This is a genomic window from Streptococcus sp. F0441, from assembly GCF_000314775.2.
Taxonomy (GTDB): domain Bacteria; phylum Bacillota; class Bacilli; order Lactobacillales; family Streptococcaceae; genus Streptococcus.
Map to the genome: position 1 here is coordinate 1083235 of NZ_KB373321.1, position 13087 is coordinate 1096321.

At 36.5% G+C, this 13087-nt stretch carries 18 protein-coding genes and 2 pseudogenes; 19 read left to right on the forward strand and 1 reads right to left on the reverse strand.

Going from position 1 to position 13087, the window contains the following annotated elements; translation table 11 throughout:
* Positions 1–7: 7 nt before the first annotated feature.
* The 12 genes and pseudogenes from HMPREF9188_RS10205 to HMPREF9188_RS05270 all read left to right on the forward strand — a co-directional run bounded on the left by HMPREF9188_RS10205 (position 8) and on the right by HMPREF9188_RS05270 (position 7507).
* A complete protein-coding gene (locus tag HMPREF9188_RS10205; RefSeq protein WP_000900072.1) occupies positions 8–136 on the forward strand; it encodes a hypothetical protein in 129 nt (42 codons plus the stop codon).
* Positions 137–240: 104 nt separating this feature from the next.
* Positions 241–858, forward strand: a complete 618-nt coding sequence (locus tag HMPREF9188_RS05220; RefSeq protein WP_009730129.1) for an SAP domain-containing protein — start codon at positions 241–243, stop codon at positions 856–858.
* Positions 859–898: 40 nt separating this feature from the next.
* A pseudogene (locus tag HMPREF9188_RS05225) lies at positions 899–1755 on the forward strand (ADP-ribosylglycohydrolase family protein).
* Between the two features lie 46 nt (positions 1756–1801).
* Positions 1802–2368 (forward strand): hypothetical protein, encoded by a 567-nt coding sequence (locus HMPREF9188_RS05230; RefSeq protein ID WP_000234982.1) that lies wholly within the window; start codon positions 1802–1804, stop codon positions 2366–2368.
* Positions 2369–2473: 105 nt separating this feature from the next.
* Positions 2474–2716 carry a hypothetical protein gene (locus tag HMPREF9188_RS05235; RefSeq protein WP_009730131.1) on the forward strand — a complete coding sequence of 81 codons (243 nt, stop codon included), beginning with the start codon at positions 2474–2476 and terminating at the stop codon, positions 2714–2716.
* A 262-nt stretch (positions 2717–2978) separates the two neighbouring features.
* On the forward strand, positions 2979–3365 hold the full coding sequence (locus tag HMPREF9188_RS05240) for a hypothetical protein (RefSeq protein WP_000814114.1): 387 nt from the start codon (positions 2979–2981) through the stop codon (positions 3363–3365).
* Between the two features lie 45 nt (positions 3366–3410).
* Entirely contained in the window at positions 3411–4292 is an 882-nt protein-coding gene (locus HMPREF9188_RS05245) for a diacylglycerol/lipid kinase family protein (RefSeq protein WP_009730132.1), read from the forward strand.
* A gap of 39 nt (positions 4293–4331) precedes the next feature.
* Positions 4332–4853 carry an RDD family protein gene (locus tag HMPREF9188_RS05250; RefSeq protein WP_009730133.1) on the forward strand — a complete coding sequence of 174 codons (522 nt, stop codon included), beginning with the start codon at positions 4332–4334 and terminating at the stop codon, positions 4851–4853.
* A 176-nt stretch (positions 4854–5029) separates the two neighbouring features.
* A pseudogene (locus HMPREF9188_RS05255) lies at positions 5030–5892 on the forward strand (DUF4300 family protein).
* 93 nt (positions 5893–5985) lie between these two features.
* Positions 5986–6138, forward strand: coding sequence for a hypothetical protein (locus tag HMPREF9188_RS10595; protein WP_009730135.1), 153 nt, complete (start codon positions 5986–5988; stop codon positions 6136–6138).
* A gap of 205 nt (positions 6139–6343) precedes the next feature.
* The gene (locus HMPREF9188_RS05265) at positions 6344–6655 is read left to right on the forward strand and encodes a hypothetical protein (RefSeq protein WP_000351658.1); all 312 of its coding nucleotides are present in this window, start codon (positions 6344–6346) and stop codon (positions 6653–6655) included.
* 48 nt (positions 6656–6703) lie between these two features.
* On the forward strand, positions 6704–7507 hold the full coding sequence (locus HMPREF9188_RS05270; protein WP_009730136.1) for a hypothetical protein: 804 nt from the start codon (positions 6704–6706) through the stop codon (positions 7505–7507).
* Positions 7508–7537: 30 nt separating this feature from the next.
* On the opposite strand, the gene HMPREF9188_RS05275 is transcribed toward HMPREF9188_RS05270, so the two are convergent.
* Positions 7538–8557 carry a hypothetical protein gene (locus tag HMPREF9188_RS05275; protein ID WP_009730137.1) on the reverse strand — a complete coding sequence of 340 codons (1020 nt, stop codon included), beginning with the start codon at positions 8555–8557 and terminating at the stop codon, positions 7538–7540.
* Between the two features lie 119 nt (positions 8558–8676).
* Between HMPREF9188_RS05275 and HMPREF9188_RS05280 the strand changes: the two genes are divergently transcribed.
* From HMPREF9188_RS05280 to HMPREF9188_RS05310, 7 genes are all read left to right on the forward strand, one after another.
* Positions 8677–9183 carry a YfbM family protein gene (locus tag HMPREF9188_RS05280; protein WP_009730138.1) on the forward strand — a complete coding sequence of 169 codons (507 nt, stop codon included), beginning with the start codon at positions 8677–8679 and terminating at the stop codon, positions 9181–9183.
* A 48-nt stretch (positions 9184–9231) separates the two neighbouring features.
* Complete coding sequence (locus HMPREF9188_RS05285) at positions 9232–9636, forward strand: hypothetical protein (RefSeq protein ID WP_009730139.1); 405 nt, start codon at positions 9232–9234, stop codon at positions 9634–9636.
* 132 nt (positions 9637–9768) lie between these two features.
* On the forward strand, positions 9769–10620 hold the full coding sequence (locus HMPREF9188_RS05290) for a CbrC family protein (RefSeq protein ID WP_009730140.1): 852 nt from the start codon (positions 9769–9771) through the stop codon (positions 10618–10620).
* A gap of 18 nt (positions 10621–10638) precedes the next feature.
* Entirely contained in the window at positions 10639–11112 is a 474-nt protein-coding gene (locus HMPREF9188_RS05295) for a hypothetical protein (protein ID WP_000692854.1), read from the forward strand.
* A gap of 26 nt (positions 11113–11138) precedes the next feature.
* Positions 11139–11693 carry a hypothetical protein gene (locus tag HMPREF9188_RS05300; RefSeq protein ID WP_000723611.1) on the forward strand — a complete coding sequence of 185 codons (555 nt, stop codon included), beginning with the start codon at positions 11139–11141 and terminating at the stop codon, positions 11691–11693.
* A gap of 10 nt (positions 11694–11703) precedes the next feature.
* Positions 11704–12201, forward strand: a complete 498-nt coding sequence (locus HMPREF9188_RS05305) for a hypothetical protein (protein ID WP_001265711.1) — start codon at positions 11704–11706, stop codon at positions 12199–12201.
* 48 nt (positions 12202–12249) lie between these two features.
* The gene (locus tag HMPREF9188_RS05310; protein ID WP_009730142.1) at positions 12250–13044 is read left to right on the forward strand and encodes a DUF4261 domain-containing protein; all 795 of its coding nucleotides are present in this window, start codon (positions 12250–12252) and stop codon (positions 13042–13044) included.
* Positions 13045–13087 lie beyond the last annotated feature (43 nt).

Sequence of the window (13087 nt, forward strand, 5' to 3'; positions counted from 1 at the left end):
GAATCTGATGCTAGGAGCAATTGTGGGAGATATTGTGGGTTCAGTTTATGAATGGAACAATATTAAAACGAAGGATTTTCCTTTATTTCGTGAGGATTGTTTTTTCACGGGTGATACGGTAAGTCCGAACCGCTGAGTGTGTGAGTTTGTTAGCGAAACGTAGCTAATCCTCAGAATAAAGAAACTAAAACTCCATTATTTAGAAATGAAAACCTAAACTGTTTTTAAGGAGGCATTATATTGATAGAGAGCAGACCTGAGTTTGATAAAATCGCATCGTTTGATGAGTTTAGCAAATACTATTGGTATCGGGATGAACTTTCACAGATATGCAAGTCATTAGGGCTTGAATATAGAGGTACAAAACAGGAACTCAATGATATTATTAAGCAGTACTTTAAGGGGAAATTGATTAAAAAATCAACAGTAAAAAGGAAAAAGAAACGAGTAGAAGTCGTTACCTTAGATACGCCCTTACTTGAATGTGGATTCTCCTTTAACGCATACTTTAGAGAATATTTCTCAACTTTAACAGATGTTTCGCCCTTTAAATTTACTGCTGATATGGCGACAGCTTGGAGAAAAGTCAAAAGAGAACATGATTTGAGTTTTACAATCCAAGATATGCTAAAAGTTTATTATGGAAATTCAGATTATGCCAAGTATGACCATTCGGTTTGTCAATGGAATCAATTTTTAAAGGATTTCTGTGCAGACGAAAATAGTCGCAACTACTCAAACAAATTAAAAGTTGCTTCTATTCTTTGGAAAGAAGTTAGAAATTCAAGTAATGAAAAAATTTATTCAAAAAATCTTTTGACTGAATATGCTGATAGAATAAACGAGTATAGGAAGTAGAAAAATCAGTCTAAACCAATAGTTTACAAGGAGAAATCTTATGCTAGGAGCAATAGTTGGAGACATTGTTGGTTCTGTTTACGAATGGGACAATATTAAAACGAAGGATTTTCCCTTGTTTAGGGATGACTGCTTTTTCACAGATGATACGGTGATGACCTGTGCTGTGGCAGAAGCAATCATGAACGGTGGACAGAAGGATGACTTTATTGATTCCATGAAGAAATATGGTAGGATGTATCCTGATGCTGGTTATGGTGCTAGGTTTGATGCATGGATTCATAGTAATGACCGCTCCCCTTATAATAGCTTTGGAAATGGATCTGCTATGCGTGTTTCTCCATGTGCTTGGGCCATGGATTGTAGTTTCTGTGCACGAACGGGAGCCTGGCCGTCCAGAAGAGCTCTCGCGCGACTTTCTGCAGAGGTGACTCATAATCATACAGAAGGTATCAAGGGCGCTATGGCGACGTCTGATGCTATCTTTATGTGTCGGTATTACTTCGGAGGCTACTGTGGCGACTAAGAGCAACCAATCAACGATAACCCTATAGAGTGTAAGAGACTCATAAAAGAGCATATAGAGCAGCAGTATGGGTATAACCTTTCTCACAATCACTAGATGAAATTCGACCTACGTACCGTTTCAATGAAACGTGTCAGGATACGGTTCCTCAGGCCATCGTTGCTTTTCTAGAAAGTACAGATTTTGAAGATGCGATTCGAAATGCGATTTCTCTTGGTGGGGACAGCGACACTCTTGCAGCAATCACAGGAAGTATCGCCGAGGCAGCTTATGGAATTCCTGAGTGGATTAAGGATAAGGCCTTAAGCTATCTAGATGAGCCTTTGAAAGAGGTGCTTAGACGATGGGAAGAAACGGTTGTAATAAAATAATAGATAAGCGTTATGCGAACCGATACTGAATGACGGAGGGTTATCGATGGTTATATTGGAATTGTACCAAGGTGATTATCAAAAGGATTTAGTCGCGTTTGATTCTTTAGAAGAGGGAAGAGCCTTTGTAGCGCAAATCCCGGGATATACTTTAGAAAACGAAGATGGGTTTGAAGCGGAGTATGTGAAACCCAAACAATTGCCGGATTATATGGAAATTGTCTTCAACGGCAACAATGTCCCTTTATCTAGGTTTTCGTTTAATTCTGAAGAAAACGTGGACATTATTTGGAAAGAGGTTTCGAATCTATCCTTTAAAAACGATAAAGTGGTCGAAGGAGCTACAAAAATCGATGCTTATGTCGTGAATAACGATGAAGTGAAAGCTTATGTCGAAGCACGAGAAGCAAACTTCCGCAAGGCAAAAGCATTCCTAGAAAACAAAGGGTATGAAGTTGACAGAAGCTTTTTCGGAAGTGAAGACGGCGAAGCGATTCTCTACGGAAAACGAGGCGCCGAAGATTGGCACTTCTTATGCCACTTAGACCCGCTTTTTGTAGAGATTGAAGATGTCGAAGAATATGTGAAAGAAGCGATGGAAGATATTCAATAGTCAACCAAAGTTTTTTGTGAGTGCATGCCACTGCTTTAGTAGACGGATTGAGCAGTAAAGAGAAACATCTAGCACTATCTAGCTTCTTAAGGAGAAATATCTATCATGAAAACGGAAATCGGGAAAACCTATCTTGTAAAAAAAGATATTTTTGGTTTAACAAAAGATGAACTTTGGACCTTAGTTGACAAGGGTTATCAGGCTTATTTTGGTGAACATAATTTCGTATTTGTCAATGATGATAAAGTGAAGGTATTTGCAGTTTTGAAAGATGGTTCAGAAGAAGATATGCAAATCTACCATCATCTGGATGACTATTTTGAAGAAGTTAATCGTGAAAATTTCTAAAGAATGTGAGAAGAAAGTTGTATCTGTGAGTTTTAAATTTTGCTTAGCCCCAATCTATCACTACCAAGTACAGGGAATTAATTTTGGGATAGACGTCCTTACAGTGGCTATTCCGATTATCAAAAAGATCTAGACTGAAACCAAGGTGAAAACCGTCTGGTTCAGTCTTTTTTTCTGTTAATGTAGTATAATAAAAGGTGTAGGGATTCAATTTTTTAATAGGATTATTCTAAGAACGAAAACATCTAGAAAGAGAAAAAATATGAAGCAATCACTTGAATTTTTAAGAGAAAGAATCACCGATAAGATGCCCTTAGAGGAAATAGTAGCAATCTTTGAAGACTTGTGTCGTCAGCCTATTGAGGATGAGATGATTTTATTTGAAACAGGGACATTTACAGCTATATCTGATAAGCCAATGTTTCAACTATCCTTAGTAAGACAAGCTTCAAATGAAGATGAAGAGTTTTATCAGGTTCACCTCGATATTTTCTATGAAGCATGTCAAGAGAATGAAATATTTCATGAATCGATCTGGGATGAAGATTTAGAGGAAAATATCTTTGATTACATTAGAGATTCAGAGGTGTTTGCCTATGCTAAAGAGCAGGAATACCAAGCGGTCAAAATTTATATGGACCAAACTTGAGATGGTTAGTTAAAGTAAGAAAATCTAATGACAGGAGAACAATAAATGAAAAAAATTATGGTAATCATCAATCCAACATCTGGAGGTGAAAAAGCCTTGGATTATAAGGTGAAACTGGAGAATAAAGCTAGAGACTATTTTGAAGATGTGGAAATTAAAATTACGGAGAAAGCACAAGACGCCACAAACTTTGCAGAAGAAGCTTCTCAGGAGCACTATGATGCTGTTCTTGTTTTTGGTGGAGATGGAACCGTCAATGAAGTAATTTCCGGTATCGCTGAAAAAGACTATATTCCTAAACTGGCGATTATCCCAGGGGGAACTGGAAATCTCATTACGAAACTATTAGAAATCTCTCAGGATATTGATAGTGCTATTAACGAGCTTGATTTCAGTTCTACAAACAAGATTGATATTGGAAAATCAAATGGAAATTATTTTGGTTATATCTTTAGTATTGGCTCTTTGCCAGAAGCTATCCACAACGTTGGGATAGAAGATAAAACAAAGTTTGGTATGCTCGCCTATGCGATTAATACCATGAAGTCTGTGGTTACAGATCAAGCATTTAACATTACAGTTGAGACTGATAATGGTAATTACATTGGCCCAGCCAGTCATGTTTTAGTTCTCCTCACAAATTATTTCGCTGACAAAAAAATCTTTAATGAAGACAAGGATGGTTATGCTAATATTTTGATTCTAAAAGATGCGTCAATTCTTACTAAATTGTCAGTTATCCCTGATTTATTAAAAGGAGATGTCGTCGTAAATGATAATATCGAGTATATGAAAGCCCGTCATATTAAAATTTCTTCAGATGTTGAGTTGGAAACGGATGTTGATGGTGACAAATCTGATGACCTACCAGTAGAAATCAAGGTGCTAGGTCAGCATATCGAGGTCTATTCTCAACCGAAAGAATAAAACTTTTGAAAAGAATAGTAGATAACAAAGGAGGAGATGATGAGGAAGATTTTAGCAATTAATTCTATTTCGTTTAAAAAAAGAATGATTGAATTACTATTTGATTATCTTTTCATTCTAGCTTATTTAGCACTTCTGTTTTTGGGTTCTATGCTTTTTTACACTATTTTTTTTAATGGTATTCCAGAGTTTACAGAAATTCAGTCGCAGTGTCTTGTATTTTTTACCTCTGTTTTGCCAATCATTCTACTTTTTACATTCTTAGATTATACAAAAAATGGGAGTTTCGGGAAGGCGAAAGCAGGACTTCAATTGGTTTACAAGAAAAAAACAGTGCAAGCTAGCTTGCTTAGAAACACCATTAAATTTTTTCCTTGGCAAATAGGTCATATGGGCACGATACATGGTTTCTATAGTGAGTTTGATTCCTTATCTATTATTCTCTCGTTTTTAGCTACTCTCCTCGCAGTTGCCCTACTTGTAATGATGGTTTTCAGGAAGGATAAGCGACATCTAGGTGACCTTATAGCACATACACAGGTACAGCTAAAAGGTGACTAAAATTAAAGATTTCATAGATATTTCACTTATTAGGGAGCGTGCTGTGTGCCAGCTTCCTTTTTAATGATTTAAAATCTACTTTATTCAGCAAAATGCTTGGACTTAAAATAAATTTGAACTATAATATAAGAGAAGCTAATCGACCTGAAAAATTTTAGTAAATAAGGAAATATTTTATGAAAGTATCTAAAAAAATCAGATTAATGAGCTGCTGTGGTTTAGCTTTCTTTACTTTAGCTGCCTGTGGTACAAACCAAAACCAATCTACGGAAAAACAGAATAGTTCAACTACTAAGGTGGTTAAGGAACCTATAGCAACCTCAATAGCAAGGAAAGTTCAGAAGAAGTTCGAAAAGCCTTGGCTGCACATTTGGATAAAGATAGAGTCGATGCATTTTTCAACCTTGTCAATGATTACAACGCGACTGTCGGTTCAGTAGGCTTAACTGGAGATTTTTCTACATTTACCAAAACAGACTATGATGTTGAAAAGATAAGCAATCTTTGGACGCCTAAAAAGGGTGATTTTGTCGGTACCAACTGTCGTATTAACAGTTATTGTTTATTAAAAAATTCTATCGAAATTCCTAAATTAGAGAAAGATGATTCTCTCTTGTTTGTCGATAATGATGCCATTGACAGAGGTAAGGTCTTTGATGCAGAAGACAAGGATGCTTTTGATATTTTATTCTCAAGAGTCAAGATCGAAGCAACGACAGATGTTAAGGTGCATGCTGCAAAGATGGAACAATTCCTTTCTCAATTCAAGTTTAATGAAAATGCTCGAATGCTGTCTGTTGTTGTTCATGATGACTTGGATGGTCAATCTCTCTTTATCGGTCATGTCGGCATACTTGTGCCAAGCGAGGACGGTTATCTCTTTGTCGAAAAGTTAACCTTTGAGGAGCCTTATCAAGCTATCAAATTTGCAACCAAGGAAGATTGCTACAAATATCTAGATACAAAATACGAAAACTATACAGGTGAAGATCTAGCGAAGTCCTTTATTATGGATAATGATAAGTGGGTTCAACTCTAAAAATAGTATTTTGGGGATGATTTGCCTAAAGAGTGGGATAAGAAGTTACCAACCGAATGATAGTTAAATTGATATGATTAGAGGACAGCAAGCATGGATGAATGTACATTAAGAGTTGTAAAAATTGATAAGGAAGCTATTTTTGAGTTTATCTACGAAACTTTTATATCGCAAGAGCAAGAACTACTGGATCTGTCGCCGGTGGATGTTATCAATGATTGTGCTATGGATTGGGAAAAGGGATAGTTTATCTTTGCAGCACATCTTCAGGAAAATAGTCTGGGAGAATTGAATCCTCTTCCCAAAGATATTGATATCCAAGAGTTGCTGAAAAAACTACCTGTTACAACAGATTCCGTTCTTGGGCAAGAGAGGATTTATAGAGATTTTTCATTCGACCAATTAAAAAATAGTATAATAGAAGTAAATAAAATACTCATAAGGAGACACAATGGATATTAAAGATTTTACAGAAAAAGAACAAGAGATGATTAAAAAGGGACTCACTTTCTCTAAGCTTAACGATAAGGAAACTGCCGATAAGATTATCGCATTAATTCCTCAAGATATGATTAAACGGATTCCATTTTTTGTTAGAAAACATGCCATTACACGTACTGTTAAGAGAATCTCGCTTGAGTATCCAGAGTTGTATGCTGTAGCTGAACAAGAAGGCCAACTTCCTGAAAAGGAAGCTCAAGAATTGCGACAAATTCTTACAGATATTTTCCAAGAGAAAATGAACAAGCATAAGATTAAATAAGTTTTGAGATTTATCAATAAGATGTTGATTGAGCATTAGGAGTTGAGTATGGCTATTGATGGCGTTAAAATCATTGACAGTGATCAAGGTTATGACATTTACAATGAGGTAGTTGGTCGCTATAGAGATGGTGAACATGTAGCAAATACCATCAAGGATATTCTCGATGCGGAAAAAGATTACTGTCAAACAGACTTTTTTACAGAAATTTATTGGACTGCTCTTGCCTACTCGTTGTGGAAGATTGGTCACCTGACAGACGATATCAGAGATAAAACCTTAGAGCTTATCAAAAAAGGGACTGATCCATTTTGGTTGGAAATAGATCCAAAGGCTTTGAAGCAAAGGCAAAAGGTCTTGGAAAAACTTACACTTCAGTTGCAAACTGAAAATCCTAGACCTCTAAAGGTTCCTAAAGCCAAAGCTAAACGCAAACCTTACTTTGAAGAAGGGGATATCCTTGCTGTTAAGTTCCAAGATGAGTATGGTCTTGTCTTTGTATCTATGGTTGATCAGAGTCCTAGAAAGCTTGAGTACCATCTGGCTTGCACGCGCCTCTTACAGACAAAAAAGCCTACAATCGCTGATTTTTTGACTAGTCATATCTCCTGTAAGATGGACAATACAAAGTTTGCTCTGGTTACAGATTGCTGGTTCAATCACAAAGATTTAGGGCAATTATTAGAAAATATTGAAAAAATTGGACAGGTGAAACTTAGACCTTTTAGTCTTTGGATGCTAGCACCAGCCCAAAATTTAGAAGATATTTATGAAGAAATCACTAGAGATATGGGCTCTTCTGGCCTTCGCATCGAAACCTATAAACTTGTCGATGATGTTTTTTCAGTTTAATGCTTATGTGATAAAGGGGAAAATGGTCAATCATTCCCACATACTGTGTTGAGCTCTAACACCATAACTATCTATGGAACCATCTGAATTGAACTTGGCTTCAATCCTGTATCTTTTCCAGAGGTCGTAATCTGCCGTTTGAATGGTTAGGATGTAGTTTGAGTCAGTCTCAGCGACATTGTAATCAGCAGGATTGACTTCAAAGATATCGATTAATTTTCTTGTTTGAAAATCTTGGAGCTTGAGATTTGCTAAACTGACATGATTGATAGAAATTCCCTGCAATTGATGGGCATCCTTAGGCGTTCTATAGTAGGTAATGACACAGTTTTTGAGTTGATCAGTATCTTTGCCAGTAGGAGTAAGGATCATAAAACCATAGGACTGATCTTCACGCTTGATTTCGAGAAGCTGGCCGTAGTAGAAATGGTCGTTTTTTGGATTGGTGATAGGACTATTTGCACCTTTATCTTCGAAGGTGAAACCTTGCTCTAAAAGCTCGGAAGCCTTGCTCTCCCCGATAATGACAGTGGTATCTTGAATGGTTACTGGAACAGGTTGAGCTGGAAGACCACTCATCATCATGCAAAACATAAAAACATAACTCGTTAAAAAGGCTGTCCCGACAAAAGCGTTGATTGATGCATAAGCATGACTGTTATGAAAGTTTTTTCTTATAGCTAGTACAATAAATTTACCAATACTTTTTAAAACCATACTAACAAGTACGATAAAAAATTGTTTTTTCAAACATTCATAAATTGCTTGCGGAAGGCTATTGCCATGATAGTAGAAGCCAGCCAATACCAGTAGATTTACGATTAAATAGATCAGCAAGAACCAATGAATCTCTTTAAGGGCATTAGCATCTGTGATTTCTTCATAGTCAACGTGAATTCTACCTTGAATGGCATGGCCGAGTTTATAGATCCATTTTGGGACATCTTTCCCTTGTCTGACCGCAACTACAAGTCTGATATAGAGATAGATAGTAAAGGACAAGGATAGAAAGAAAAGAGCATAAAAACCCAAAACAATACTAGTGAACATTACTATTTCCCCCTATTTAACATTCAATAAAACAATTTCTTAGCTCCATTATAGCATTTTCTAGGGAAATAGAGATAGAAAGATCCGTATAATACTAACTGATTCAAAGGAGCAAAATCATGGGAATGATTGCCAATTATCAATATTTACCAGACGATGAATTAGATCAAATAAAAGGTCTTTCCAATCAAGAAGATGACTTGTTAGATTTTGCAGAGGATTCCGCTGATAGTCATGATATCTTACTAGATATTGACAAAATGTGGGATGCCTTGGTCTTTGTCTTGACAGGATTTAGTAGTTCAGAATTTTTGGATGACAATCCCTTGAGAGAAGCGGTTTTAGGAGTGACTCCTTTAGAAAAAGTGTCTGAGTACATAGCCTATACTGAAAAAAATAAGATAGCCGAAATCATAGAAGCTCTAGAAAGTTTTGACATGCACAGAGCCTTGGAAGACTTTAGTATGGAAGCCTGCAAGAAAGCCGACTTGTATCCTGATATTTGGGATTATCTTGAGGAAGAGGAAGAAATCAAGGATGAAATTCGAATCAGTTTTGTAAATATGAAAGAGTTTTACAAAAAGATTCTGGAGCTCAATGGAAATGTCCTGGTCACTATTTGTTAGAAAGTTTATTAAACATTCCTAAAAGAATAAAACTGCTTGAGGTAATAAATGAACAAAGAAGATTTATTGGCATTATGGAAGGGAATAAGCTGGGAAAAACATGATTCGGGGATCTATTTTCTAGGGCGATATCTAAATAAAGACATAAATATTTATTTTACAGGTTACTGTGAACAGGATTTGGTCTTATTATCAGATGATTTGATGACTAGTTTATATAGAAACTTGGAACACCTTGATAAAAAAGCTCAAAAGGTTATCCATGATAATTGGCCTGATAAAGCAGTTACAGAACTGGAATTAAGGGAGTTAATCTTGGATAAAAGTAGTTCTTATGGCGAATTTGCTCTAGATTATGATGCCGGTGTCTCTCCATCTGGATCCCTTTATCTTTTAGTGAAATTCGACAAATATTTTCAAGTTGATAGAGAGCTTGTGTATGAAATTTACTAACTGTCTGACAATAAGAGGTTAAAATCAGGTGATGAAATGAAAGATTTATATAAAGCAATGTTAGGCTTAAATAGTATTGTCCTCGTCACCATTTGTTAATCAGAATTTATCCATGTAAGAAAAGGTAGTCAGATGAATCCATATTTACAAGAATATATCACCCGGACAAGGGAATACCATGCTAAAGATGGAAAGCCTTCAAGTGTTGCGGCACTCTATGATTTGGCTGATGAATTAGCTAAGTCTGATGATTTAGAAGCTAAAAAAGTCTTAGTTGACCTCTATGAACAATTGGGTCTCTACACTAGTGCCTATAGCTTATTTACCGAAATCTTAGATAAACCAGATCGAAAACAGAAAAAGAAACTGAGCCGTTTACAAGAAATGAATCAGAGTCATGGTGATCGTTATGCCCTTCCTCGTCCCCTAAGAAAAGAAGATAAAAAGCAGAGTCAGGAGTTATTACAGTCTTTGCCACATTTTCTCTATCATCCAGATCCCTTAGCTACAGGTTCATTTGTTGAAGGAGAAGCCAAGCTTTGTCCATCTTGTGGGAAAGAAAGCAATATTTATTATGACTTGATCCCTTATTGTATTGACAACATAGAGAACCTTTGTCCATTTTGTATTGCAAATGGTCAAGCAGCTAAAAAATTCGATGCAGAATTTATCCAAGATGCCGAGTGGCAGGGTGAATTGGATCCAGAAAAGAATCATCTGCTTTTTTGTCAGACCCCAGGCTACTCTAGTTGGCAGGGAGAATATTGGCTTTCTTGTTGCCAAGATTATTGTGCTTACTTGGGTACAGTTGGAACTCGAGAATTGAAGGCCATGGGAATCGCTGAGCAAGTCTTGGCAGACTATGAAGCGCGTGAAGAATATCAAGAGGTAGAAGACTACTTGGTCAAAGACGGGCCTATCTGTGGTTATTTGTTTAGATGTCTACATTGTCAAAAATACCATATCTGGGTTGATGCAGATTAAATCGAAAAGTGATTAGCTATGAAAATTAAAGAGAAGACTATGGAAGAACTAGAATTATTCGAAGCTGCCTCCAAAGATTTATTTGATACTATGCAGGGATTTAAAGACAATCTATCTGTTCAATTTCCCCTATTAGATAGTGATAACTGGCAGTATGATAAGGGATCCATAAAAGTTTGTAAGGCTGATGAGTCAGGATTCAAAAAAAGATGTAGAGTCGGAATCAGCTACAATTTGAAAGTCCCCCTATTAAACGAAGATGCCGAGCAAATCTGGCTACTGTTTAAAGACTGGTTCAATACTAGCAGATTGAGTCAAGTTGAAAGAAATCTTAATAATGAGGATTTGGGAAGATATGTCTTCTCAGCAATTTCCCCTCTAGGTGATCAGGTAGATTGTTCCATTTATTTGCCTAATGAGTGGAATATCCCTCAGATTAGCTTTTCAGGCTATCTAACAGCTCGTTATAGGGCTTGTGATCTTGATAAATAGAAAAAATAAGATGGTGGTTTTTAGAGATGAAAAAGATTAATTGGGACAAGATAAAGACTCGCTTAGATGCCTTGCTTGTCATTGATGAGTTTCTAACAGATCCGAGTGAGGATTGGCTCAGACTTGTGATTAAGACTGAGGAAGACTATGGACTCCGCTACCTTATTGACAATGGCTCTGGTGATTCTTTAGATGTGATTTTGACTGATAAAATGATCCTTATAAAAGGCTTTGATCATGAAAGCAGTTTAAGCCAGTTTGCTGCTGACGAGTGGAATCAAGATATCATCGATGGTTTTTATAATGGACTGGATGAAAAGTATGTCTCACTTTATTCAGAAGAACAAAAAGATGAAACAACCTTCTTTATCTGGTATGACGGTCACGCGCATCAACACACTTACCAAGATCAGGATGGCGGAGAATGGTTGCTCTCTTACCTTTTTGATAGCTTTGAGAGATTTCATGAGTTTGTGACTGTCTATTATGAAATTACCGTAGATAAAGATTTACTTAGGAAACTTTACATTGAAGGCTTTCTTTCAGACCTAGAATTAAAGCAATTAATCCAAGATGATTAAGAGGCTTATTATGAGAGTGAACTATAAAAATACCCCTGAAAAATATCAAACTCTGGCAGAAATAATTATCCCACCATTGCTTGATTTACTCAAAAGTTTAACCTTGTTAGAAGAGGAAATTTTTGAGCGTAACAGAGCACTGGATAAGGAAAAAGAAGGCCTTGGCATCCCAGCAAATCAACTTCATCCCAAGTGGAATGAACTTATGGATGACTATTTTCAGAGACAAATGCAACTTCTAACTGGACGAGTGACTCAAAAATACTTGGAAGGAGGAGTTCGAAATTCTTATGGCTCCCCAAGTGAATATAACTATGTTCAAACGAATGATTTTTCTGTAGATTTTATCATGACAAAAGCTGAAGAAGCAAGAGTCATTACCCATTATCAAGAAGCTTTAGAAATGAAGCATCAGTTTGTACTTAGATTGGTGGATGGAAATTGGCTACTTGATGAGAAATTTTACGGTTTTGAAGATGAGGAAACTTGGTATCTCGACTCACTTTGAGCAAGATAGCTTTGCTTCCCAACTGATATGAAAAAAAGGAGAAGTCCTATGAAATTTTTGAAAAATCTATTTTCTAGTAAGAAAGAAAAATCGGAGAAGAAAAGAAAACTGATCTTGTCCATGCCCCTCTTCAAAGGCAGGAAGGCCTATTCTTTAGACCAGGTCGTTCAGGAATTGAAATCTCACTGGGCGCTTGAAATTTCTGAAGTTTCTGGGGATGATTCTAGTGCAACATTTGTGATTGATGGTGCTCTTGTTGCGCTGGCTTTAATGGATTTGCCTATCCCAAGTCAAGAATTTGAAGAATTGTATGCCTATTCTTACCTCTGGCAGGATGTTGAGAAGGATACACAGGAGCACACACAACACGCCATTGTTTCTATCCTGTCTGACAATCTTTCGCCAGTAGAAACTTATTCCCTATTAACTAAAGTCAATGCCTCTATCTTAAAAACTAGTCAATCAGCTATTGGTATTTATCAGGGTTCTACCACCTTGCTCTTACCCAAAGATCTTTATCTAGACCTGACTGACCTTTTGAAAGAAGAAATGCTTCCCCTTCAACTCTGGATTTATATGGGAATTATCAACCAGGGAGATAAAACTAGTATTTACACTTATGGTTTGAAAGAGTTTGGAAGAACTGAGATTGAAATTATCGAGTCTCCTATGAATAGCGATGACTTATATTATTTCCTCCTGTCTATTCTTCAGTATGTTTTAGGCAGTGATGTCACCTTAAAGGACGGTGAAACCATTGGCTTTTCAGAAGATCAAAAAATCAAAATCACTGAGTCAAAAGCCGTCTATTTGGAAGGAAATTCCTTGAAATTAGATGTTTAAACCATGATTTATAATTGAGTGTCTTTCCTAGATTGGGGGTTTT

Bases quoted from the DNA above. Each gene is read 5' to 3' on its own strand.
- HMPREF9188_RS10205 (WP_000900072.1), top strand. From the start codon at position 8: ATGCTAGGAGCAATTGTGGGAGATATTGTGGGTTCAGTTTATGAATGG.
- HMPREF9188_RS05230 (WP_000234982.1), top strand. From the start codon at position 1,802: ATGGTTATATTGGAATTGTACCAAGGTGATTATCAAAAGGATTTAGTC.
- HMPREF9188_RS05235 (WP_009730131.1), top strand. From the start codon at position 2,474: ATGAAAACGGAAATCGGGAAAACCTATCTTGTAAAAAAAGATATTTTT.
- HMPREF9188_RS05240 (WP_000814114.1), top strand. From the start codon at position 2,979: ATGAAGCAATCACTTGAATTTTTAAGAGAAAGAATCACCGATAAGATG.
- HMPREF9188_RS05245 (WP_009730132.1), top strand. From the start codon at position 3,411: ATGAAAAAAATTATGGTAATCATCAATCCAACATCTGGAGGTGAAAAA.
- HMPREF9188_RS05250 (WP_009730133.1), top strand. From the start codon at position 4,332: ATGAGGAAGATTTTAGCAATTAATTCTATTTCGTTTAAAAAAAGAATG.
- HMPREF9188_RS10595 (WP_009730135.1), top strand. From the start codon at position 5,986: ATGGATGAATGTACATTAAGAGTTGTAAAAATTGATAAGGAAGCTATT.
- HMPREF9188_RS05265 (WP_000351658.1), top strand. From the start codon at position 6,344: ATGGATATTAAAGATTTTACAGAAAAAGAACAAGAGATGATTAAAAAG.
- HMPREF9188_RS05270 (WP_009730136.1), top strand. From the start codon at position 6,704: ATGGCTATTGATGGCGTTAAAATCATTGACAGTGATCAAGGTTATGAC.
- HMPREF9188_RS05275 (WP_009730137.1), bottom strand. From the start codon at position 8,557: ATGTTCACTAGTATTGTTTTGGGTTTTTATGCTCTTTTCTTTCTATCC.
- HMPREF9188_RS05280 (WP_009730138.1), top strand. From the start codon at position 8,677: ATGGGAATGATTGCCAATTATCAATATTTACCAGACGATGAATTAGAT.
- HMPREF9188_RS05285 (WP_009730139.1), top strand. From the start codon at position 9,232: ATGAACAAAGAAGATTTATTGGCATTATGGAAGGGAATAAGCTGGGAA.
- HMPREF9188_RS05290 (WP_009730140.1), top strand. From the start codon at position 9,769: ATGAATCCATATTTACAAGAATATATCACCCGGACAAGGGAATACCAT.
- HMPREF9188_RS05295 (WP_000692854.1), top strand. From the start codon at position 10,639: ATGAAAATTAAAGAGAAGACTATGGAAGAACTAGAATTATTCGAAGCT.
- HMPREF9188_RS05300 (WP_000723611.1), top strand. From the start codon at position 11,139: ATGAAAAAGATTAATTGGGACAAGATAAAGACTCGCTTAGATGCCTTG.
- HMPREF9188_RS05305 (WP_001265711.1), top strand. From the start codon at position 11,704: ATGAGAGTGAACTATAAAAATACCCCTGAAAAATATCAAACTCTGGCA.
- HMPREF9188_RS05310 (WP_009730142.1), top strand. From the start codon at position 12,250: ATGAAATTTTTGAAAAATCTATTTTCTAGTAAGAAAGAAAAATCGGAG.